This is a genomic window from Schaalia odontolytica (assembly GCF_002847525.1).
GTDB lineage: Bacteria > Actinomycetota > Actinomycetes > Actinomycetales > Actinomycetaceae > Pauljensenia > Pauljensenia odontolytica_B.
Map to the genome: position 1 here is coordinate 44,383 of NZ_PKKM01000008.1, position 21,251 is coordinate 65,633.

Here is a 21,251-nt window from a genome sequence, read left to right on the forward strand (position 1 = left end):
CGGACCGACGCCCTCATGCCAAATCGAAGGCTAGTGGTCCCGATCACCCACCACCTCTCCCCCACGAAGGAAACACCTCCAGGCACGACGAAGCCCCGACCTCGTCCCTCAAACAGGGCGACGAGGCCGGGGCTGGTCGCAGAGATCAGGCCAGGGAGGCGCGCAGGGCGCGCAGGCGGGTCAGCGAGGAATCGCGGCCCAGGATCTCCATGGACTCGAACAGCGGCGGGGAGACCTGACGGCCGGTCACGGCGACGCGCAGCGGGCCGAAGGCCAGGCGGGGCTTGACGCCCATCTCGTCGACGATGCGTGCGCGCAGCGACTCCTCGAGCGCCGCGGTCGTGAACTCGGTCAGACCCTCGACAGTCTCGATAGCGGCGTCCAGGACGTCCACGGCGTTGTCCTTCAGCTTGGAGACGGCCTTCTCATCCATCTCCAGGGCGTCGTCGGCAACGAAGAGGAAGCCGAGCATGCCCGTGGCCTCGCCGAGGAGCTGGATACGCGTCTGGATGAGCGGCGCGGCCTCAGTGAGGATCTCGCGCTCACGATCGGTCAGCGCCTCAAAGGAGTCGGCCGAGACGACCTCATCGCGGTGCAGGAAGGGCACCAGGCGGTTGCGGAAGTCCTTGCCGTCCAGCAGACGGATCTGCTCAGCGTTGATCGCGATGGCCTTCTTCTGGTCGAAGCGCGCCGGGTTCGGGTTCACGTCCGAGATATCGAAGGCGCGCGCCATCTCCTCCATGGAGAAGATGTCGCGGTCCGCGGCAATCGACCAGCCCAGGAGGGCCAGGTAGTTGTTGAGGCCCTCGGGGATCATGCCGGCAGCCTTGTGCAGCAGCAGATTCGATTCGGGGTCGCGCTTAGACAGCTTCTTATTGCCCTCGCCCATGACGTAGGGCAGGTGGCCGAAGCGCGGCATGAACTTGGCGACGCCGATGGCCTCAAGCGCGCGGTACAGGACGATCTGGCGGGGCGTCGAGGAGAGCAGGTCCTCGCCGCGCAGCACGTGGGTGATCTCCATGAGCGCGTCGTCGATCGGGTTCACCAGCGTGTAGAGCGGGTGGCCGTTGGCACGCACGATGACATAGTCCGGCACCGAGCCGGCCTTGAAGGTGATCTCACCGCGGATCAGGTCCGTGAACGTGATGTCCTCGTCGGGCATGCGCAGGCGCAGGACGGGCTGGCGGCCCTCGGCGCGGAAGGCGGCGATCTGCTCCTCCGTCAGGTTACGGTCGAAGCCGTCGTAGCCGAGCTTGGGATCCTCACCCTTGGCGCGGTGACGCTCCTCGATCTCCTCGGGGGTCGAGTATGACTCGTAGGCGTACCCGGCCTCGAGCAGGCGGGCGGCCACGTCACGGTAGATGTCCATGCGCTCGCTCTGGCGGTAGGGGCCGTGCGGGCCTCCCTTACCGACGCCCTCGTCCCAATCGAGGCCCAGCCACTGCAGGGACTCGATGATCTGGTCGAAGGACTCCTGGGAATCGCGGGCGGCATCCGTGTCTTCGATGCGGAAGACGAAGGTTCCTCCCGTGTGACGGGCGTAGGCCCAGTTGAACAGGCACGTGCGGACCATACCGACGTGAGGGGTTCCTGTGGGCGAGGGGCAGAAGCGGACGCGAACGTCGGCACCGGTGGCAGTTGTTTCACTCATGATTCCTCCATCCTACTCCAGCGGTGGCTGTTGCATTTGCTTGATGGGTGGGCGCGCTGCGACGCGCGCCGGGGGCGCGGATAGGCTGGTTGCATCACCGGGATCGGCCCGCGCCGCATCCACCGACTCATCCAGGAGGACACCGTGTCCGTTCGTCTCTTTTCCGACTCCCACCTCTACCGCACCGGCTCCCTGAAGTGGACCGGTATCACGACCGCGAGCGGTGAGCCGACGATCGGCGCGTGGGTGGCGGAAATGGACTTCGGGACGGCCCCGGAGGTGGCCGACGCGATGAAGGGCGCGATCGACGACGGCCTGCTCGGCTACCAGCCGACCTGGCTGGAGCCGCGCATCGCGGGCGCGACCGCCGAGTTCCAGAAGCGCCGCTTCGGCTGGGACGTGGACGCCTCCCATGTGCGCCTCGTGGCCTCGGTCCTGCCCGCCCTCGAAGCGACGATTGAGCACCTGGTGCGCCCGGGCGCGCCGATCATCGTGCCCACCCCCGCCTACATGCCTTTCCTGACGATCCCGGGCAAGTTCGACCACCCCGTCATCGAGGTTCCCTCGCTGCGCGGCACGCGTGCCGGCGGACGAGGTTGGGCGCTCGACCTGGAGGGGATCCGCGCGGGGCTCGAGGCCGGGGCCGGCCTCGTCATCCTGTGCAACCCGTGGAACCCGGTCGGCCGAGTCCTGCGCGAGGACGAGCTTCGCGCCCTGCACGACGTGATCCGCGAGTACGACGCGCTCGTGTTCTCCGACGAGATCCACTCCTCCCTCGTGCTGGATGAGTCGATTCCTTTCGTTTCCTACGCGTCGCTTGGCCCCTCGTTCGCATCCCACACGGTGACCGCGACCGCCGCGTCGAAGGGCTGGAACATTGCAGGCCTGCCCTCCGCGCAGGTGATCCTGCCCGACGAGGCGCTGCGCGAGCGCTGGGACGTGTTCGCCGCCGACGTGCGCCACGATGCCAACGTCATCGGCACGGTCGGCGCGATCGCCGCCTACGAGCGGGGCGATGCCTGGCAGCGCGAGGTCAAGGACCTGATCCGCTCGAACGTGGACCTGGTCGAGCGCGCGCTGGCCGACACCCCGATCAACTTCGTGCGCCCCGAGGGCACGTACCTGACCTGGTGGGGCTTCGAAGGCGTGGACCTGGGCCCCCTCTCCCCCGCCGCGACGCTGCGCGAGCGCGCCCGCATCGCCGCCAACGAGGGCCGCACCCTGGGCGCCGACTACGCCTCGTGGGCGCGCATCAACCTGGCATGCGCCCCCGACGTGGCCTCGCGGATCGTGGAGAGGGTCCTCGGCCTGCTCTGATCTTCATCTCACGCGAGACGAGGCCGTGGCCGGGAGATGGGTCACCATCTCCCGGCCACGGCCTCGCGTGTGTCTGATTCTGTGCGCTTATGCTCCCAGGGCCGCCTCGATACCAGCGACCACGGTCTGGCGCGCCGCCGAGGCAGCCTCGACAACAGCAGTCGGATCCGTCGGGGCGTCGGCAAAGGACAGGTCGGAGACGACCGACATGCCGGCGACGCGCACGCCCAGGGCATGCAGCGTGATGGCCTCCATGACGGTCGACATGCCCACGCAGTCCACGCCCAGGCTCGCGAGGATGCGGGTCTCGGCCATGGTCTGGTACTCGGGGCCGCGCAGGATCGCGTAAGTACCCTCGCGCTGGCACACCCCGCGCAGCCCCTGCGTCATCTGGGCATCCCACACTGCCGACACGTCCAGGAAGAGCGGCCCATCGAAGGGCGAGGTGCCACTGAAGTTCACGTGGTCGGTGATCGCCATGACGTCGCCTAGGTTCCAGGGCTTCAGGCAGCCGTTCGCGTTCGTGAGGACCGCGCGGCTGATCCCCGCCGCAACGGCACCGCGGGCCAGGGCCGTGACGGGGCGGGCGCCCAGCCCCTCGTAGAGGTGCGTGCGGCCCGTGGCCACGAGGACCACTCCCCCGCACGCCTCGTAGGCGCGCAGCTCGCCACCATGCCCGTCCGCAACCGGCGCGACGACGCCAGGGATATCGCCCAGCGGCACGGTGGCCACGGGGGCTCCCCAGGCCTCGTCGAGAGCCTCGGCCAAGCCGGACCCAAGCACTACGAGCGCATCCGGGCGTCCCGCAAGAGAGGTGAGGACCCGGGCGCCGGCCACGGCCTCGTCGTCGAGGAGAGCGGTGGTGAAGCGCGGGTCGACGCTCACTGCTCGTCCTCGCCCGCGCCCTCGGCATAGGTGCGCGAGGGCAGCTTCTCCTGCGCGCGCACGCGGCCCGCGCTGGTCGCCCAGTAGCCGACGAAACCGACGACCATCGCCAGGAGGATGCCAATGTTGGCGCCCGCCCAATCACCCTCGCGGCCGCCCAGGGGGCCGAGGAGGTAGCCCTGCCAGGACAGCCAGGAGGCGCTCGCGTTGACGACGAGGCCCCAGCCCACCAGCGAGCCGACGATCAGGGAGGCGACCGCACCCCAGTTCACCGAGCCGTAGCGGCCCGAAGGAGTGAAGAGCGAAGGCTCGTCGTAGTCCTTGCGGCGCAGCGCGATGTCCGCCAGCATGACGCCGCCCCACGCGGCAATGACGACGCCAAGGGTCGTGAGGAACGCCGTGAAGGGGGTCAGGAAGGAGTCCGCGAAGAACACGACGACGATCGTGCCGACCGTCATGATCGTGCCGTCAATCGCGGTGGCGACCGGACGCGAGACGGGCACGCCCGTGGCCAGCAGCGACAGGCCCGAGGAGTAGATGTCCATGACGATGCCGCCGATAAGGCCCAGAATCGCAACCAGCGCGAAGGGGATGAGGAACCAGGTGGGCAGCAGCGTGGTGAGCGCGCCGATCGGGTCGCCGCCGATGGCCTCGGAGAGGGACTCATCGGCTGAGCCAACCAGGAGGATGCCGAAGAAGACGAGGATGACCGTGGGCAGCGCCGCGCCCACCGTCGTCCAGCCGACCACGCCCTTCGTCGAGGCGGCGCGCGGCAGGTAGCGCGAGTAGTCAGCAGCCGCGTTAATCCAGCCGAAGCCGAAGCCCACGAGGAGCATGCAGCCCGCACCCAGGACCGCCGTCAGGGGCGCCGAGGGGCGCGAGGAGAGGACCGCGAAGTCGATCGTCGGCGCGACCAGGACCAGGTAGACGATCGTCAGGGCCGCGGTGGCCCAGGTGATCCACGTCTGGACCTTCATGATCGCCTCGAAACCGAGGATGCCCGAGCCCGCCGCCAGCACGACGACGAGGATCAATGCGATGATCTGGGCGACGACGTGGTTGGTGAAGCCGAGCGCCCCCATCACCGTGGCCGTGGCCTGGACGGCCATGATCGCCAGGAAGGTCTCCCAGCCCACCGTCAGGATCCACGAGATCGCAGCGGAAATACGGTTGCCGTTAAAGCCGAAGGCCGCGCGCGACAGGACCAGCGTCGGGGCGGAGCCGCGCTTACCGGCGATGGCGATGAGGCCGCAGACCAGGAAGGACAGGGCCACGCCGACGACGGACACGACGACCGCCTGGGCGAGGGAAAGCCCGAAGCCGAGGACCCAGGAGCCCCACGAGATACCCAGGACCGAAATGTTCGCCGCGAACCACGGCATGAACAGGTCGGAGGGTTTTCCCTTGCGATCGGATTCGGGGATGACGTCCAGGCCGGCCATTTCGACGGCCAGCGCGCCCGATGACTGGGGTTCGCTCACGGTGTGCTCCTATGCGACGGAGATATTGTCAGAACGACGTAATCCTATCACACAGGTCACACAGTTAGGCTCGGACAACGGGATTCGTCAGTCTTCCAATCCCCTCGATCTCGATTTCCACGCGATCACCGGCGTGAACGATCTCGGCACCCGCGGGCGCGCCCGTGGCGATCACGTCGCCGGGCAGCAGCGTCATCTGATGAGACACGTAGGACACCAGCTCGAAGGGGTTCCAGATCATGTGCGCGGTCGAGGAGTCCTGAGCGATCTCACCGTTCAGGTACGAGCGAATCGCCAGGTTGGTCACGTCAAGGGCGGGGTCGACCGTGATCCACGGGCCCAGCGGGCACGCTGAGTCGAAAGACTTTCCGCGCGACCAGGGGCCGCCCGTCATCGCGTCGCGGGCGGTGGCATCGTTGGCGATCGTGTAGCCGAGGATCATCTGCGGCGCGTCCTCGACGCTCACGTCCTTAGCCAGGGACTTGATGACGATCGCGAGCTCACCCTCGAAGGCCACCGCGTTCGACCAGGCGGGGATCACGATCGGGTCGTCGGGGCCCACAACAGAGGTGTTGGCCTTCAGGAAAATCGGCGGCTCGGGGCGCTCATCAGCCGGAATCGGGGTGTCCGAGTAGTTGTCGCCAATGCCCACAACCTTCGAGCGCGGGATCACCGGGGAGAGCAGGCGCACCTCGTCCAGCTCGTAGATCTGGCCGGAGGGTTCCACGGGCGAAAACAGCGGGTCACCCTTGAGCCCCACGATCCTCGTCGAGCCCTCCTCAAGGGCGCCGTAGACCGGGCTCGTACCATCGGAAAAACGTGCGATTCTCATGCCGGTAGCCTAACGCAGCCTCGCGTGCGCCGCGGCGAGCAGCGCCGACAGACACGACGCCGGGTGCGCGAGGCACGAGACGTGCCCGGCACACCCGGCGAGGTGGTCAGCAGCTATTACTTCTTCTTCTGCTTGGGGCGCTTCCACACACCACCCGGAACATCGCCGGGCAGCAGCGGGTTCTTCTCACCCACGAAGACGGGCTCGGCGACGCCATCGCGACGCTGGGCCTCGTAGTCGCGCAGCGCGCCCAGCACCCAGCGGGCCAGGAAGACCAGGGCCACCAGGTTCGTGATCGTCATGACCGCCATCGCGATGTCAACGGCGTTCCACACGACGTCCAGGGTCAGCAGGGCACCGATCGTTGCCGAGGCCACGCACACGACGCGCACGGTCCAGCTCGCCCAGCGGGCATCCCCGAAGACGAAGGACATGTTCGTGTCGGAGTAGACGTAGGCGGCGATAATCGAGGAGTAGGCCAGGACGAAGATGAGGATCGCCATGGGGACGATCGTCCACGCGCCCAGCTCGTGGGCCACGGCCAGGGTCGTCAGGTTCGAGGGGTTCACGTCCGCGCCGCCCCACACCTTCTCGCCTGCGATGAGGATGACGAAGGCGGTCGCAGTGCACACGACGATCGTGTCGATGAAGACGCCCAGGGACTGGATGAGGCCCTGGCGCACCGGGTGGGACACGGTCGCGGTCGCGGCGGCGTTAGGAGCGGTGCCCTGGCCGGCCTCGTTGGAGAAGAGGCCACGCTTGGTGCCGTTGATCATCGCGGCGATGATGCCGCCGCCCAGGCCGCCGACGGTGGCGTCGATGGAGAACGCGGAGGTGAAGATCTGACCCAGAACGGTGCCGAACTGCGTGATGTTCATGAGGCAGACGATGGCGACCATGATGACGTAGACGGTCGCCATGATCGGGGCCATCCACTCGGTGACGCGGGCGACGGTGCGGATACCGCCGAAGATGACCATCGCAGAGAAGACGAAGATGAGGCCTGCGACCGTGAGCTGCGCAGCCGAGAAGCCGCCCGCGCCGGGCAGGGGCTGCTTAGCGGCCTCACCGAAGGCGCTCGTGAGCGTGCCCGCGATGGCGTTGGACTGCACGGAGGTGATGACGATGCCGCAGGTGACGACCGTGATGACGGCGAAGACGTTGGCCAGGACGCGGTTCTTCATACCGCGCTTGATGTAGTAGGCCGGGCCGCCGCGGAAGGAGCCGTCGGAGTGCTTGACCTTGAAGATCTGGGCCAGCGTCGCCTCGAAGAACGCGGTCGCCATGCCCACCAGGGCCACGACCCACATCCAGAAGATCGCGCCCGGGCCGCCGAACATGAGCGCCGCAGCCACGCCGAACACGTTTCCGATACCCACGCGCGCGGCCAGCGAGATCGCGAACGCCTGGAACGAGGAGATGCCGCCGTCGGCTCCCTTGCGCGAGCCGAGGACCGTGCGCACCATCTCCGGGAACAGGCGCAGCTGCACGCCGCGGGAGACGACCGTCAGGACGAGGCCCACGCCGATCAGGATGACAATCGTCAGGTGCATCGTGATCCAGTCAGCAATCTGCTGCTCGATCTGGGCAATGTGTTCCACAGGAGCCTCCCGGGGTGTCAAAAGACGAGGCCGGGTGAAGTGCGCCGAGCCTCGCGCGCTGTCGCGGGACGCACCCGCGCGTTGTAATGGGACCCGTTCATCTTGCCACAGGGCTCCTCACCCGGCAGGCGACGTCTCGCCACGCGCACGCCCGCGCTGTTTCCGGACGAGGCGCCCCGGCCTCGTCGATGAGCTGCGGGAAGAGCCCGGCGGTGCGGGGACGCAGACGTGGGCGCACTCTGGGACAATGGGAGCATGAGCGCGACTTTGAACGAGATCCTGGACGACCTGGAGGACGAGGGCCGTCTGGGCGACGACGATGCCCTGTACGAGGCCTTCGTGTCCTGGGCCGAGGGCACCGGGCGTCCGCTCTACCCCCACCAGGAGGAGGCCCTGGTGGAGATCCTCGCGGGCAACCACGTGATCGCTGCGACCCCCACGGGGTCGGGCAAGTCGATGATCGCGCTCGCCGCGCACTTCACGTCGATGGCGCACGGTGGCCGCTCCTACTACACGGCGCCACTCAAGGCCCTGGTGTCGGAGAAGTTCTTTGACCTCGTGTCCCTGTTCGGCGCGGACAACGTCGGCATGGTGACCGGCGACGTGTCTCTCAACGCCGACGCGCCCATTATCTGCTGCACCGCCGAGATCCTTGCGAACCAGTCGCTGCGCGAGGGGCCGACGCTGGACGCGGACATGATCGTCATGGACGAGTTCCACTTCTATGGGGATCGTCAGCGCGGCTGGGCGTGGCAGGTGCCGCTCCTGGAGCTGAGGACCCCGCAGGTGGTCGCGATGAGCGCGACGTTGGGCGACACGACGCGTTTCGAGCGCGCGTGGAAGGAACGCACCGGGCGCGACGTGTCCCTCATCGACGACGCGGAACGCCCCGTGCCCCTCGAGTTTGAGTACGTCGTGGACCGCCTGCCCGACACGGTGGAGCGGCTGCTGGGCGAAGGCCGTTGGCCCGTCTACATCGTGCACTTCTCCCAGCGCGACGCGGTTGCTACCGCGCAGTCTTTCGACCGTTCCTCGCTGATTTCTCCCGAGCAGAAGAAGGCGATCGCCGCGCAGCTGGCGGGCGTGTCGTTTACGAAGGGCTTCGGGCAGACCCTGAAGTCGCTGCTCGCGCAGGGCATCGGCGTGCACCACGCGGGCATGCTGCCTCGCTACCGCCGCCTCGTCGAGCGCCTCACGCAGGCGGGCCTGCTACCGATCGTGTGCGGCACGGACACCTTGGGCGTGGGTATCAACGTCCCGATCCGCACGGTGCTGATGACGTCGCTCGTGAAGTACGACGGTCGGCGCATGCGCCACGTGAGCGCGCGCGAGTTCCACCAGATCGCGGGCCGCGCCGGCCGCGCCGGCTTCGACACGGTCGGTTTCGTGCGCGTCCTGGCCCCCGAGCACAAGGTCGATGCCGCCCGTGAGCGCGCACGCCTGAGCGCCGCGCAGGAGGCCGCACGCGACGCCCGCGAGGCCAAGCGCGCGGCGAAGAAGTCCGCGAAAAAGCGCAAGGGGCCAGGCGAGGGCGAGATCTCGTGGACGCGCTCGACGTTCGAGCGCCTCGTGGATGCGGCTCCCGAGCAGCTCACGAGCCGTTTCGAGATGACGCACGCGATGGTCCTCAACGTGCTGGCCGGTGCTCCTGCGGCCGGGCGCGACCCGGGCGAGCACCTCGTGTGGCTGGCGCGCAACAACGACGATCCGCCCACGGATCGCAACCCGCACCTGCGCCGCCTGGGTGAGATCTACACGTCGATGAAGCAGGCGGGCGTCGTCGAGCACGTGTCTTCTGCGCAGGCCTCGGCGTCGGGTGAGCCTCGCCTGCGTGCGGCCACGGACCTGCCGGATGACTTCGCACTTAACCAGCCGCTCTCCCCCTTCGCGCTGGCCGCACTCGATCTGTTGGATCCGGAGTCCCCGACCTTCGCCCTGGACGTCGTGTCGGTCATCGAGTCGGTCCTGGAGGATCCGCGCCCGCTCCTGTTCGCGCAGGAGAAGGCGGCACGGGCCGAGGCCGTGGCAGCGATGAAGGCGCAGGGCATGGAGTACGACGAGCGCATGGCCGCCCTGGAGGAGGTCACGTGGCCGCGCCCGCTGGCCGATCTGTTGGGCGACGCGTTCGCGGTGTATCTGCACGCGAACCCGTGGATCGAGGATCAGGAGATTTCCCCGAAGTCGGTCGTGCGCGAGATGATCGAGAACGCGCTGACATTCACGGGGATCGTGGGCCGCTACGACGTGGGCCGCTCCGAGGGCATTGTGCTGCGCTACCTGACGGACGCGTACCGCGCGCTGCGCCAGATCGTGCCGGACGAGCTGATGACGGACGAGCTGCGGTCGATCATTGCGTGGCTGTCGGCGCTGATCCGCGCGGTTGACTCCTCGCTGCTGGACGAGTGGGAGGCGATGTCCACGGGCCAGGCCCTCTCCCCCGCGTCCGAGGGCGACGGCACGGAGGGCGCGGAGCTGGCGTTTGGCGCGCGGGAGGACGGGACCGTTCCCTTCAGCGCGAACCGTCACGCGTTCCGCACGGCGATCCGCTCGGCCCTGTTCGAGCGCGTGGAGGCGATGAGCCGCGACAACGTCGAGGCCTTGGCGCGCCTGGACGAGGCCTCACGCACCCCGGTGGTCGCCCCGTGGGGCGAGGACGAGTGGGACGCGGTGCTTGAGCGCTACTGGGCGGAGCACGAGTGGATCGGCATCGATCAGCGTGCGCGCGCCCTGTCGCTGTGTTCCCTAAACGAGGCCCCGACCCGCGAGGACGTGCTGGAGCTGGCTCCCGCTGTGGTTTCGTCGGATGTCGAGCGCGCCCAGGTGGCGCGCATCGAGGCGATCGCGGACGCGGTGGATCAGGCTGCGGCGGGCACGTTCTGGCTGGCTACGCAGATCCTGTTCGACTCGGAGGAGGACATGGACTGGCGCATCGTCGCCCTCGTGGACGTGCCCGCCTCGGACGAGGCGAACCGCGTTGCCCTGGCCACGGTCACCGTCGGGGCGCGGTAGATCCTTCATCATTCGAGGAACCAGGCGCGTCATGCAGTGAATACATAGCCTCCGCGCGTCCTTTCCCGAGAAATCCAAGGATCTCATCCGACAAGACTCTTTCGCCTTCCCACAGACGCAGCGACAGCACGAGGTTCATCAACAAACCGTGGGAGAGGAAGAGCCTAGCCTGTTCAGCATCCATCCCGACGTCTTCTCGCAGGACGCGGTACACACGTGCAAAGCTATCGCGGGAGAGCTGCCCGAAGCGCGGATCGGATCCCATCATGAATAGGCGCATGATCATCATGAACATGTCGTGGTCTTTCACGATCTCCGCGTACATGTCCCCCAGCAATTCCCGACGTTCAACGTCGGTAGAATCCGCCGCTACGGGTGCCTCAGCAAAACGTCGACACAGCTGCTCAACAACATACGTAGCAGCTTCCTCGAAAAGTGTTTCCTTCGACCGGAAGAAACGCACGACATACGCCTGGCTGACGCCTGCCTCGCGCGCGATCGAGTCCGTCGTGGCCGCAGCGTAGCCAACCCGCGCAAACACACGGACGGCAGCCTCCAGCATGAGTGCCTTGCGTTCATTGGCTGGCATACGCGTCGCGGCCATACCTGGACCTCCCAATTTCGGTGATACGGACAGTCTATCCGCGCGCGTAAGCTCGAACTGTCTCGACAAACGCAGCGCGGTAAGCAGGAGTATCAACTTCCTGCTCAATGCGGCCAAGCATCAGAGCTTTGGTCAGGCGAATCCCCACGAAGCCCAGGACCATACTCTTCCACCGCCAGATTGGACCACCGAAGATTCGGTAGATAAACGAAGGAGCACGGGATGTGACGATGAGTGCCGCGGTCTTATCTTTCAGTAAGCCCTGGCTCTTACCGTCGACGTATTGGTACCCAAATCCCGGCGTGAGAGTGCGATCAAGGAAACCTTTCAAAATCGCGGGTTCAGCAGACCACCAAATCGGGAAGCTGAACACGAGGTGATCGGCCCAGGCTATGTCCTCCTGATACCGCTTGGGACCACTTTCGTCCTCCATGTGCTGGCGGTATCCGTAGCGCAGAACGGGATCAAAATCCTCCGTCGCCAGATCGATCATACGCACGTCATGCCCAGCGCTGCGCGCCTCATCAGCGTAAGTCGTTGCGAGTTCATGCGAGTAGCTTCCCGCGTCAGGACTGCCCTGAATGACAAGAATCTTCATATTTTCCCCTTTGTTGTAATTGATTGATTACAACTGTAGTGCAGAGACCCCACCCACACAACATAAGAGGTCTCAAAGAGCTGAGAGTTACACCCGGAGAGGAGCAGTAGCACCCTCTCACCTCAAGAGGGGCAGCCACCATTCCGACTTAGGATCGATATTGCCCCGCCGTCCAAGTTATCCTCGCAGAGCGGGTCTCTCACCGATTTCCTGCTGGAGGCGCAGCAGGTAACCGTCGGGATCCTGGACTAGGAACTGGCGGACGCCGATTTCAATATCTCCCGCCCGATACCACTTCTCTTCGGGTTCGACGAAGATCGGCCACCCTGCCTCGGCCATGCGGTGCCATGCACTGTCCAGCTCTTCGGTCTGAACCTCGAGGTTGATCCCGCGGCCAAGCGGCAGATCAAGGGGACCGGTTGCCCACGTCCTCCCGCGGTCGATCTGGTCGAGCATCAGGTGCGCGTTACCCAGGACGAGATAGCCGAATCCTTCCTCAGGCCGCTCATAGCGAAGGGAAAAACCGACGAGGTCGCACCAAAAACGGCGCGATGCCTCGTAATCGGTGACGGTAAGTTCAGGAACAAGCCCGGGTTCGTTGCTCATAGCCTCACTCTAGCGGCCTCGGACGAGACCGTGTCCGGGAGATGCGCAGACCGTCAGCGCCGCGAGGCCTTGCGGATCAGCCAATCGGCACCCGCGAAGAGCGCCATGAAGACCAGGGCGCCGATCAAGATCGCCACGATGTTGATCGCGACCTGCGCGTAGCCGATGCGCCACACGTTGACGAAGCCGTAGGGGTACTGGTGCGTGAAGGAGCCGCGCACGAGCGTGTACGCCACCCACGCGACCGGGATCAGCAGGGCGCGCCCCAGCGTCGCCCACGTGATGCCACCGCGCGGCCCCGCGAGCGCGGCCGTGCCCACGAAGGCGGCCGGGACGACGATGTGCTGCAGCGGGTTGGTGACGAGCGCGAAGCCGGAGAGAACCTCGTAGGGACCAATCAGCGTCGCGTAGACGATCGCGGTCACCGTGATCATCATGAGCGCGCACAGGTGCGTGGCCCTCCCCCACGCCCCGACGCAGCCTCGGCGCGCGAGGAGGGTCGAGATGATCGCAACCATGATGTTGGACAGCTCGGTGAAGTAGGACAGGCAGTTGATGAGGCGCTCGGGAGCACCCGCCCAGCCATGGGGGGCACCCGCGAAGAGGCCCTCCTCGACGTAGGTCGGCGCAGCGTAGCCATCAAAGGCCGTGATAATAAGAGTGGCGGCGACGCCCGCCCACGCGAGGGCGGCAACCACCCAGTAGGCGGCGCGCCCGCGACCGCTCAGTTCAGTCATGTCAACCATAGGATCTCGACTCTCACGGAAACAGCAGCTATTGAAACAGGTCCGAGTGGGAACCCGTACGAATTGCGGTCACAACGCAGATCTCTGGCTCATCCAGATAGATCAACAGCCAATCCGGCCGAATATGACATTCACGGAACCCCGCATAGTCCCCGGTCAAGAGATGATCCCTCCGCTGGGGAGGCAACACTTCGCCCGTAAGAATGAGATCAATGACCGCTTCGAGCTCCTTGATAGGGAGCCCTCGTTTGCGGGCCCTTTTGAGATCCTTCTTGAATTGACTGGTCATCACGAGGGCACGCTGGCCCCGCTGAGGCTCACTCATCATCGACATCCGCGAACGCTTGTGCCGCGGACGCGTAACGGGTAGCGGCAACACGCCCTGCGGCGATGTCGCGAGCCTCGCGCATAGCTAGCTCGGTTTCAGCGTTGAAGCGGGGCTGGCGCAAGTCAAAGGGTAAGCCACCCTCCATGATGGACTTGTGCAAGAAAACATTCACAGCGTCGGTGAGGTTCATGCCGAACTGGGCATACACCCTCTCAGCTTCTTCCTTCACGCTTGGATCAACGCGCATGTTAAGCGTCGCCGTTTTCATATCGCCACACCTTTCAGACGAATGTACGACTTTTATTATACAACGCACCACAGATGTATGACATATGCCTGCGCGCGCAGACACCGACATGATTTCCGCGATGAAGTCGGCATGGTGAAACGGCCGAGGCGGAGTTCAAATCCGGCCAGGGTCAGACCTGCGCCAGGTCCGTGACCTCAGCATCCGTCAGCTCGACGAGGTCGAGGGGGCTCAGTTCGACGCTGAGGCCTCGGCGCCCGCCCGAGACGATCATGGTCTCGTGGTCCAGGCAGGAAGAGTCGATGAACAGCCGGTGCGCAGTGGTCTGCCCGAGCGGGCTGATGCCGCCCACGACGTAGCCGGTGCGGCGCTGTGCGACGGCAGGGTCGGCCATGGCGGCGCTCTTGGCACCTGCGGCCTTGGCGATCAGTTTCATGGACAGGTGTGCCAGCGCGGGCACGCAGCCGACGACGAACTCGCCGGTGGGTTCCAGGCGCACCATGAGGGTCTTGAAAGCCTGGGTGGGGTCGATGCCCAGCTTCTCGACGGTTTCCTCCCCAAACGCCCGGGCGGCCGGGTCGTGCTCGTACTCGTGAACGGTAAAAGCAACGCCGGCCGCCGTGAGCGCCTCGATGGCGCGGGTGGGGCCACCGCCGTGATCCTTGCTGTGTTTACGAGCCATAACCCCAGTGTAGGACGCGTCAGAGGATGGACGCGGTCGGGTCGTCGATGACGGCCTTGCCGAAGGGGAAGCAGGTGATCGGGATCATCTTGAGGTTGGCGATAGCCAGCGGGATGCCGACGATAGTGACGGCCTGCGCGGCGGCGGTGGTGATGTGGCCGATGGCGAGCCACAGACCCGCGACCAGGAACCACACGATGTTCATGAGGCCAGAGCCCGCGCCCACGCCCGGCTTGTCGATGACGCGCTTGCCAAACGGCCACAGCACGTAACCGGCGATGCGGAAGCAGGCCACGCCCGCGGGGATCGTGACGACGAAGATGCAGGCGACGACACCCGCAAGGAGGTATCCCAGGAAGAGCGGGAGCCCTCCGAAGAGGAACCAGATGATGTTGAGCAGGGTACGCATGGCGTGTCCTTTCCTTGATCTGTGAACATTCTAGTCTGCCACGACTCCTCGCTCAGATTCCCCTGAGTCGCCCCTGATTGGCCCCTGAAAGTTACTCCGCGCGTACCATGAGGGCATGAGTATTCCCGAGGCCATCGCCGCTGCCCGCGACCGCATCGACCGCGCGACATCCGCGTGCGGCCGCACCGATTCGGTGCACCTGGAGCTGGCGGTCAAGACGCGCACGCCCGAGGAATGCCGCGAAGCCGCCGCCGCCCTGAGCGAGGCGGGCCTACCTATCCTGCTCGGCCACAACCGCGTGCAGGAGGCGCGTGCGACGGTGGAGGCGATCCGCGAGGTACCCGGCGCACGCATTCACCTGATTGGGCCTCTGCAGTCCAACAAGATCAACCACGCGCTGGCCTGCGTGGACGCGATCGAGTCGCTCGACTCCCCCGCGCTGGCCTCGAAGATCGACGCGCGGGCGACCGGCACGCTCCCGGTGTTCGTCGAGGTGAACGTCTCGGGCGAGGCCACGAAGCACGGCTGCGCCCCCTCCGACGTCGCCGCACTGATCGACGCGGTCGAGACCTCGGCCCACCTGCAGCTCGTGGGCTTCATGACGGTGGGCCTGAACTCCCCCGTTGAGGCCGACGTGCGCGCCGCCTACGCGCAGCTGCGCGGCATCAGGGACGAGGCAGCGGCGCGCCTGGGCATCGAAGAATCCGACCTCGCGCTGTCGATGGGCATGAGCCGCGACCTGGAGTGGGCTATCGCCGAGGGGGCGACGATCGTGCGCCTGGGAACGGCTGTTTTCGGAGCCCGCCGCCTCTGACGAGACCGCTCAACCCCGCCCGCGTCACACCCGTTAGGATTGAGGGCATGATGAGCGTTCTTGCTGGACTATCAGCGTCGATCCTGGCACTCGCACCGATCACCAACCCGATCGGAGGTCTCGCCGCCTTCGCGGGCCTGACCGCGTCCGACGATCCGGCGGCAGTGCGCTCCCAGGCATGGAAGACCGGCATCTACGTGTTCGCGATCCTGACGGCCTTTGCTGTCTGCGGCTCGCTCATCATGCGCTTCTTCGGCTTCGACCTGCCCTCCCTGCAGATCGCCGGCGGCCTCGTCGTCGCGCACTCGGGTTTCTCGATGCTGGAAAACAAGCGCCGCTCCACCAACGAGGAGGACCAGCACGCGACGGCCAAGGCGGATGTGTCTTTCTCCCCCATGGCGCTGCCCCTCATCGCAGGACCCGGCTCGATCGGCGTCGTCATCGCGTTGGCCGCCCGCAATACGGCCATCGGATTCCACGTCGGCGTCGTCCTAGGAATTGCGGTGACAGCCGCCGCCATCGCGGTGCTGCTGCGCTACGGAACGCCCTGGATCGACAAGCTCGGAGCTACCGGCGTCGGCGCGATCGTGCGAATTATGGGCTTCCTTATCCTCGTCATCGGCGTCGAACTCATCATCCACGGGGTGCGCGCACTTCAGCTCTTCTAAGACCGCCCGCTGTTAAACGCGAAAGCCCGCCCCGGCCTCGTCGAAACGACGCCGAAGCGGGCCACGAATAAGGGGCACTCAGGGGATGCGGTGCACCCACTCCTCGCGCGCGAACTTCGTCTCGCAGCGCTTGCGTGCGACCTCGAGGTCCGCCTCGGTGATGGTGCCGACGCTCGCGTTGTACTTCTCCTTGAAGTGATCGAAGAACACCTGCAGGATCTCTTCGCGCGCCATGCCGGTCTGGGAGCGCATGGGATCCACGCGCTTGACGGCGCTGCGGGTGCCCTTGTCGCGGATCTTCTCCATGCCGATGCGCAGGACTTCGTTCATCTTGATGGCGTCGATGTCGTAGGCCATGGTCACGTGGTGGACCATGTAGCCGTTGGCCCAGCGCTTCTGCGCGGCGCCGCCGATCTTGCCGAACTCGGAGGCGATGTCGTTGAGCGGCACGTACTTGGCCTTGATGCCCAGCTTTTCGAGGACCTCCATGACCCACTGATCGAGGTACGGGTAGGCCTGCTCGAAGCTCATTCCCTCCACGAGGGCGGTGGGGATGACAAGCGAGTAGGTGATGCAGTTGCCGGGCTCCATGAACATGGCGCCGCCACCGGTGACGCGCCGCGACACGGTGATGCCGTATCGATCCACGCCGTCCTGTTGGATTTCGTTTTGGTAGGACTGGAAGGAGCCGATGACGACCTGGGGGCCGTTCCACTCCCACAGGCGCATGAAGGGCTTGCGGCGCCCCGCGGCCACGTCTTCGACCAGGGTTTCGTCCATGGCGACGTTGATCATCGGGTCGACGACGGGGCCGTGGATGACGTCGAAGTCGATGTCGTCCCACGACAGGGCGGCGCCCAGCGCGCGGCGTACGGCGATGCCGACGGCCTCGGGGGTCACGCCCATGAGGGTGTCTCCCTCGTGGAGGGCGGCCTCCACGCGCGCGGCCAGATCCTTCGCGCTCGACGAGGCCGGGGCCCCTTCGAGGGACGCGGTGATCCGGGTGAGCGCGTCGTCGGGGTCGAGGAAGAAGTCACCGGACACGCTCACGCGCGCGAGGCGATCCTCCTCCACGTCGGTGTCGACGACGACGAGCTTTCCTCCGGGGACTTTGTATTCTCCATGCATGCCCACGATTGTAGGCGCTTCGCTCACGCCCAGTCGGGCAGGACGCGCACGCCGCCCTTGTCGGCGGATGCGGCGAGCATGCCGTAGACGCGCAGGGCGTCGGAGACTTGGCGGGCGCGAGGCTTAGAGGGCTTCCACGGGGCGGCGCCCTTTTCGGCGCGGCGGCGCTCGAGTTCCTCGTCGCTCACGTTGGCGCGCAGGACGCGGTTGTTGACGTCGATTTCGATCTCGTCGCCGGTGCGCACGAGGCCGATCGCGCCGCCGGCCGCGGCCTCGGGCGAGATGTGACCGATGGAGATGCCGGACGTGCCGCCGGAGAAGCGGCCGTCGGTGATGAGGGCGCACTTCTTGCCCAGGCCCAGGCCCTTGAGGTAGGAGGTCGGGTAGAGCATTTCCTGCATGCCGGGGCCGCCCTTGGGGCCCTCGTACTGGATGACGACGACGTCGCCTTCCTTAACTTGCTTGCTGAGGATGGCCTCGACGGCTTCCTCCTGGGATTCGACGACGAAGGCCTTGCCGACGAAGTGGAAGAGGGACTCGTCGATGCCGGCGGACTTGATGATCGCGCCGTTGGCGGCGATGTTGCCGTAGAGGACCGCGAGGCCGCCGTCCTTCGTGTAGGCGTGCTCGACGGAGCGGATGCAGCCGGCCTCGGAGTCGGTGTCGAGGGACTCGAAGAGGTTGGCGGTCGAGAATGCCTGGGTGGTGCGCACGCCGCCGGGGGCGGCGAGGAAGCGGTGCTTGGCCTCGTCGGTGGCGCTCCCGCTGCGCACGTCCCAGGCGCCCAGCCAGTCGGCGAGGTTGTCGGAGTGGACGGAGCGGACGTCGCGGTTGAGCAGGCCGGCGCGGTCAAGCTCGCCGAGCAGGGCGGGGATGCCGCCGGCGCGGTGGACGTGCTCGATGTGGTAGGTCGTGGAGTTGGGGGCCACCTTGCACAGGCAGGGCACGCGGCGCGAGATCGCGTCGATATCGTCGAGCGTGAAGTCGACACCGGCCTCGTTGGCGATGGCGAGGATGTGCAGGACGGTGTTGGTGGAACCGCCCATGGCCACGTCCAGGCTCATGGCGTTCTCGAAGGCGGCCTTGGTGGCGATGGAACGCGGCAGGACCGAGTCGTCCTCGTTGTCATAGTAGGCGCGGCACATGTCGACGATGCGCGTGCCGGCCTCGGTGAAGAGCTTCTTGCGTTCGATCTGGGTGGCGAGGGTGGTGCCGTTGCCGGGCAGGGCCAGGCCGATGGCCTCGTTGAGGCAGTTCATGGAGTTCGCGGTGAACATGCCTGCGCAGGAGCCGCAGGTGGGGCACGCGTTGGCTTCGATGCTGGCCAGCTGGTTGTCGCTGACGGAGTCGTCAACGGCCATGACCATGGCGTCGATGAGGTCGAGGCGGTGCTCGACGACGCCTTCGACGGCAGCGCCAGATTCCATGGGGCCGCCGGACACGAAGATGGTCGGGATGTTCAGGCGCATGGCGGCCAGGAGCATGCCGGGGGTGATCTTGTCGCAGTTGGAGATGCACACGAGGGCGTCGGCGCGGTGCGCGTTGACCATGGTTTCGACGCAGTCGGCGATGAGGTCGCGGCTGGGCAGGGAGTAGAGCATACCGTCGTGGCCCATGGCGATGCCGTCGTCGACGGCGATCGTGTTGAATTCCTTGGCGACGCCGCCGGCTGCTTCGATGGCTCCGGCGACGAGGTCACCCATGTTCTTGAGGTGCACGTGGCCGGGCACGAACTGGGTGAAGGAGTTGGCGATGGCGATGATCGGCTTGCCGAAGTCGCCGTCCGTCATGCCGGTGGCGCGCCACAGGGCGCGAGCTCCGGCCATGTTGCGGCCTTGGGTGGATGTTGCCGAGCGCAGCGGGCGACTCATGATGTGCCTTTCTTTTGCCTTGTAATGACTCAACAGTAGGAGCGTGAGCGCTGCGTTTCCGTGCGGGTTTCGTCTCATGGACGAGGCCGGGGCTGGGTGGGGGCGGTTTTCGCGCGGTATTTCGGGGGCTGTAGCGAGTGGGTCGCCGTGTCAGTGGATGGACGCTTGTGGGCGTGATTGCAAGGAAAACGCAAGGGGTGCGTGCGTGAATTAGTGTCTGGCCAGATGAGTGGTTGATCGCATTGGTCATGCTTCGGACATTCGGCCTCGTTCTCGACACGCGAAACGTAGGCTGAGGGCACAGTGAAGAGAAAGGACTGCGATGACCATTCGCACCACTCATGTTGGTTCCCTGCCCCGTACCCCCGAGCTGCTTAAGGCAAACGCCGCGCACCGCGAGGGTTCCCTGAGCGACGCTGATTTCACCTCTGTGCTGCAGGCTGAGGTTGATGGCGTTGTGAAGCGTCAGGCTGAGATTGGCCTGGATATCGTCAACGACGGCGAGTACGGCCACGCGATGCTCGACACGGTTGATTACGGCGCGTGGTGGACGTATTCCTTCTCGCGTTTTGGCGGTCTGTCGTTTGAGAACTCGGGTGGCTTTGAGCTGCGTCCCCCGGCTGGCCGCGATGGCCGCCTGGCTTTCTCGTCGTTTGCTGAGCGCCGCGACTGGCAGCGTTTCGCGGACGCGTACGGTGACCCGGAGTCGGGTATTCAGATCGTGAGCGACAACAAGGTCTTGTTCCCGGCGATCGTGGACGAGCTGACCTACATCGGTGCTGAGGCCGTGGAGCGCGATATCGCGGGCGTGAAGCACGCGCTGGAGGCTGTGGGGAAGCCCGTGTCGGATGGTTTCGTGGCGGCGATTTCGCCGGGTTCGGCGGCTCGCGTGGGCAACGCGTTCTACGAGGATGACGAGGCCGTGGTGTGGGCGTGCGCGGACGTGCTGCGCGAGGAGTACAAGCGCATTACGGACGCGGGCCTGACGGTGCAGATTGACGCGCCGGATATCGCGGAGGGCTGGGATCAGATGAACCCTGAGCCGTCCGTTGAGGATTACCGCGCGTTCTCTCGCGTGCGTATCGACGCGCTGAACCACGCGCTGGAGGGCATTGACCCGTCTCTGGTGCGTTTCCACGTGTGCTGGGGTTCGTGGCACGGCCCGCACACGACGGATATTGCGTTCAAGGACATCGTGGATCTGGCCCTGCTGGTCAACGCGAACGGACTGACGTTCGAGGCGGCGAATGCTCGCCACGCGCACGAGTGGACGATCTGGCGCGACATCGAACTGCCTGAGGGCAAGTACCTGATCCCGGGCGTGGTGTCGCACTCGACGAACGTTGTGGAGCACCCGGAGCTGGTGGCTCAGCGTATCCGCCAGTTCGCGGACATTGTGGGCGATGAGCGTGTCGTGGCGTCGACGGACTGTGGCCTGGGCGGCCGCATCTACCCGTCGATCGCGCGGGCGAAGCTGGAGGCTCTTACCGAGGGCGCTCGTCTCGCATCGAAGTGATCGCCTGATTGCTGGCCTGGGGCGCGCGGGGTGGATGAGGATCCACCCCGCGCGCTTTTCCCAGGGTTTTCTCAGCCAAAGCTCCCCGTTCTTTGAGCTTGGCGTCACACAATGAATTGTGTGTTGCAGCCCCCGTTTCCGGGTCGGCTTGCCGCGGTGGGGATCGCACGCCGCGTCGGGTTCCGGGATTGGGGGCTGCGGCGCGTTTGGGGTCATCTGATCATCCCCATCTCAATTCATTTCTCCGTCATGCAGAAA

Annotated in this window: 20 protein-coding genes; 5 read left to right on the top strand and 15 right to left on the bottom strand. The window is 66.0% G+C overall.

Annotation, left to right across the window (positions count from 1 at the left end):
• Positions 1-145: 145 nt before the first annotated feature.
• Entirely contained in the window at positions 146-1,651 is a 1,506-nt protein-coding gene (gene gltX / locus CYJ22_RS06575; RefSeq protein ID WP_101601995.1) for a glutamate--tRNA ligase, read from the bottom strand.
• A gap of 144 nt (positions 1,652-1,795) precedes the next feature.
• On the opposite strand from gltX, the gene CYJ22_RS06580 reads away from it, so the two are divergent.
• Positions 1,796-2,968 (top strand): MalY/PatB family protein, encoded by a 1,173-nt coding sequence (locus tag CYJ22_RS06580; protein ID WP_101601997.1) that lies wholly within the window; start codon positions 1,796-1,798, stop codon positions 2,966-2,968.
• An 87-nt stretch (positions 2,969-3,055) separates the two neighbouring features.
• On the opposite strand, the gene CYJ22_RS06585 is transcribed toward CYJ22_RS06580, so the two are convergent.
• The 4 genes from CYJ22_RS06585 to CYJ22_RS06600 form a co-directional block, all read right to left on the bottom strand.
• Complete coding sequence (locus CYJ22_RS06585) at positions 3,056-3,853, bottom strand: purine-nucleoside phosphorylase (RefSeq protein ID WP_007589541.1); 798 nt, start codon at positions 3,851-3,853, stop codon at positions 3,056-3,058.
• A complete protein-coding gene (locus CYJ22_RS06590; protein ID WP_082632882.1) occupies positions 3,850-5,295 on the bottom strand; it encodes a purine-cytosine permease family protein in 1,446 nt (481 codons plus the stop codon). The genes CYJ22_RS06585 and CYJ22_RS06590 overlap by 4 nt, the downstream gene beginning before the upstream one ends.
• Positions 5,296-5,398: 103 nt before the next feature.
• Complete coding sequence (locus CYJ22_RS06595) at positions 5,399-6,166, bottom strand: fumarylacetoacetate hydrolase family protein (protein ID WP_101601999.1); 768 nt, start codon at positions 6,164-6,166, stop codon at positions 5,399-5,401.
• A gap of 116 nt (positions 6,167-6,282) precedes the next feature.
• On the bottom strand, positions 6,283-7,767 hold the full coding sequence (locus CYJ22_RS06600) for an alanine/glycine:cation symporter family protein (RefSeq protein ID WP_007589571.1): 1,485 nt from the start codon (positions 7,765-7,767) through the stop codon (positions 6,283-6,285).
• A gap of 255 nt (positions 7,768-8,022) precedes the next feature.
• Here CYJ22_RS06600 and CYJ22_RS06605 point away from each other — a divergent pair, with 255 nt between their 5' ends.
• Positions 8,023-10,776, top strand: coding sequence for a DEAD/DEAH box helicase (locus CYJ22_RS06605; protein WP_101602001.1), 2,754 nt, complete (start codon positions 8,023-8,025; stop codon positions 10,774-10,776).
• Here CYJ22_RS06605 and CYJ22_RS06610 read toward each other — a convergent pair.
• From CYJ22_RS06610 to CYJ22_RS06645, 8 genes are all read right to left on the bottom strand, one after another.
• Positions 10,757-11,380 (bottom strand): TetR/AcrR family transcriptional regulator, encoded by a 624-nt coding sequence (locus tag CYJ22_RS06610; RefSeq protein ID WP_101602003.1) that lies wholly within the window; start codon positions 11,378-11,380, stop codon positions 10,757-10,759. The two genes, CYJ22_RS06605 and CYJ22_RS06610, sit on opposite strands and share 20 nt — an antisense overlap.
• Before the next feature lie 34 nt (positions 11,381-11,414).
• On the bottom strand, positions 11,415-11,978 hold the full coding sequence (locus CYJ22_RS06615; protein WP_007589486.1) for an NAD(P)H-dependent oxidoreductase: 564 nt from the start codon (positions 11,976-11,978) through the stop codon (positions 11,415-11,417).
• A 177-nt stretch (positions 11,979-12,155) separates the two neighbouring features.
• A complete protein-coding gene (locus CYJ22_RS06620; protein ID WP_007589492.1) occupies positions 12,156-12,584 on the bottom strand; it encodes a bleomycin resistance protein in 429 nt (142 codons plus the stop codon).
• 53 nt (positions 12,585-12,637) lie between these two features.
• Positions 12,638-13,321 (bottom strand): Pr6Pr family membrane protein, encoded by a 684-nt coding sequence (locus CYJ22_RS06625; protein ID WP_034496886.1) that lies wholly within the window; start codon positions 13,319-13,321, stop codon positions 12,638-12,640.
• 37 nt (positions 13,322-13,358) lie between these two features.
• Positions 13,359-13,664 (bottom strand): type II toxin-antitoxin system YafQ family toxin, encoded by a 306-nt coding sequence (locus CYJ22_RS06630; protein WP_431768515.1) that lies wholly within the window; start codon positions 13,662-13,664, stop codon positions 13,359-13,361.
• Positions 13,648-13,926: a type II toxin-antitoxin system RelB/DinJ family antitoxin gene (locus tag CYJ22_RS06635; protein ID WP_034496870.1), complete on the bottom strand. Its 279-nt coding sequence runs from the start codon at positions 13,924-13,926 to the stop codon at positions 13,648-13,650. Before CYJ22_RS06635 ends, CYJ22_RS06630 begins: the two co-directional genes overlap by 17 nt.
• A gap of 151 nt (positions 13,927-14,077) precedes the next feature.
• Complete coding sequence (gene ybaK / locus CYJ22_RS06640; protein ID WP_101602005.1) at positions 14,078-14,587, bottom strand: Cys-tRNA(Pro) deacylase; 510 nt, start codon at positions 14,585-14,587, stop codon at positions 14,078-14,080.
• A 19-nt stretch (positions 14,588-14,606) separates the two neighbouring features.
• A complete protein-coding gene (locus CYJ22_RS06645; RefSeq protein WP_070834543.1) occupies positions 14,607-14,996 on the bottom strand; it encodes a YccF domain-containing protein in 390 nt (129 codons plus the stop codon).
• A 115-nt stretch (positions 14,997-15,111) separates the two neighbouring features.
• Between CYJ22_RS06645 and CYJ22_RS06650 the strand changes: the two genes are divergently transcribed.
• Positions 15,112-15,810, top strand: a complete 699-nt coding sequence (locus CYJ22_RS06650) for a YggS family pyridoxal phosphate-dependent enzyme (RefSeq protein WP_007589477.1) — start codon at positions 15,112-15,114, stop codon at positions 15,808-15,810.
• A gap of 47 nt (positions 15,811-15,857) precedes the next feature.
• On the top strand, positions 15,858-16,478 hold the full coding sequence (locus CYJ22_RS06655) for a MarC family protein (RefSeq protein WP_101602007.1): 621 nt from the start codon (positions 15,858-15,860) through the stop codon (positions 16,476-16,478).
• Positions 16,479-16,556: 78 nt separating this feature from the next.
• Here CYJ22_RS06655 and CYJ22_RS06660 read toward each other — a convergent pair whose 3' ends face one another.
• A complete protein-coding gene (locus tag CYJ22_RS06660) occupies positions 16,557-17,606 on the bottom strand; it encodes a lipoate--protein ligase family protein (RefSeq protein ID WP_101602009.1) in 1,050 nt (349 codons plus the stop codon).
• Between the two features lie 23 nt (positions 17,607-17,629).
• Positions 17,630-19,477, bottom strand: a complete 1,848-nt coding sequence (ilvD, locus tag CYJ22_RS06665; protein WP_101602011.1) for a dihydroxy-acid dehydratase — start codon at positions 19,475-19,477, stop codon at positions 17,630-17,632.
• 322 nt (positions 19,478-19,799) lie between these two features.
• Between ilvD and CYJ22_RS06670 the strand changes: the two genes are divergently transcribed.
• On the top strand, positions 19,800-20,993 hold the full coding sequence (locus CYJ22_RS06670; RefSeq protein ID WP_101602013.1) for a cobalamin-independent methionine synthase II family protein: 1,194 nt from the start codon (positions 19,800-19,802) through the stop codon (positions 20,991-20,993).
• Positions 20,994-21,251 lie beyond the last annotated feature (258 nt).

Coding starts and splice junctions, on each gene's coding strand:
- gltX (WP_101601995.1), bottom strand. CDS start 1,651: ATGAGTGAAACAACTGCCACCGGTGCCGACGTTCGCGTCCGCTTCTGC.
- CYJ22_RS06590 (WP_082632882.1), bottom strand. CDS start 5,295: ATGGCCGGCCTGGACGTCATCCCCGAATCCGATCGCAAGGGAAAACCC.
- CYJ22_RS06595 (WP_101601999.1), bottom strand. CDS start 6,166: ATGAGAATCGCACGTTTTTCCGATGGTACGAGCCCGGTCTACGGCGCC.
- CYJ22_RS06605 (WP_101602001.1), top strand. CDS start 8,023: ATGAGCGCGACTTTGAACGAGATCCTGGACGACCTGGAGGACGAGGGC.
- CYJ22_RS06610 (WP_101602003.1), bottom strand. CDS start 11,380: ATGGCCGCGACGCGTATGCCAGCCAATGAACGCAAGGCACTCATGCTG.
- CYJ22_RS06615 (WP_007589486.1), bottom strand. CDS start 11,978: ATGAAGATTCTTGTCATTCAGGGCAGTCCTGACGCGGGAAGCTACTCG.
- CYJ22_RS06620 (WP_007589492.1), bottom strand. CDS start 12,584: ATGAGCAACGAACCCGGGCTTGTTCCTGAACTTACCGTCACCGATTAC.
- CYJ22_RS06625 (WP_034496886.1), bottom strand. CDS start 13,321: ATGACTGAACTGAGCGGTCGCGGGCGCGCCGCCTACTGGGTGGTTGCC.
- CYJ22_RS06630 (WP_431768515.1), bottom strand. CDS start 13,664: ATGTCGATGATGAGTGAGCCTCAGCGGGGCCAGCGTGCCCTCGTGATG.
- CYJ22_RS06635 (WP_034496870.1), bottom strand. CDS start 13,926: ATGAAAACGGCGACGCTTAACATGCGCGTTGATCCAAGCGTGAAGGAA.
- ybaK (WP_101602005.1), bottom strand. CDS start 14,587: ATGGCTCGTAAACACAGCAAGGATCACGGCGGTGGCCCCACCCGCGCC.
- CYJ22_RS06645 (WP_070834543.1), bottom strand. CDS start 14,996: ATGCGTACCCTGCTCAACATCATCTGGTTCCTCTTCGGAGGGCTCCCG.
- CYJ22_RS06650 (WP_007589477.1), top strand. CDS start 15,112: ATGAGTATTCCCGAGGCCATCGCCGCTGCCCGCGACCGCATCGACCGC.
- CYJ22_RS06655 (WP_101602007.1), top strand. CDS start 15,858: ATGATGAGCGTTCTTGCTGGACTATCAGCGTCGATCCTGGCACTCGCA.
- CYJ22_RS06660 (WP_101602009.1), bottom strand. CDS start 17,606: ATGCATGGAGAATACAAAGTCCCCGGAGGAAAGCTCGTCGTCGTCGAC.
- ilvD (WP_101602011.1), bottom strand. CDS start 19,477: ATGAGTCGCCCGCTGCGCTCGGCAACATCCACCCAAGGCCGCAACATG.
- CYJ22_RS06670 (WP_101602013.1), top strand. CDS start 19,800: ATGACCATTCGCACCACTCATGTTGGTTCCCTGCCCCGTACCCCCGAG.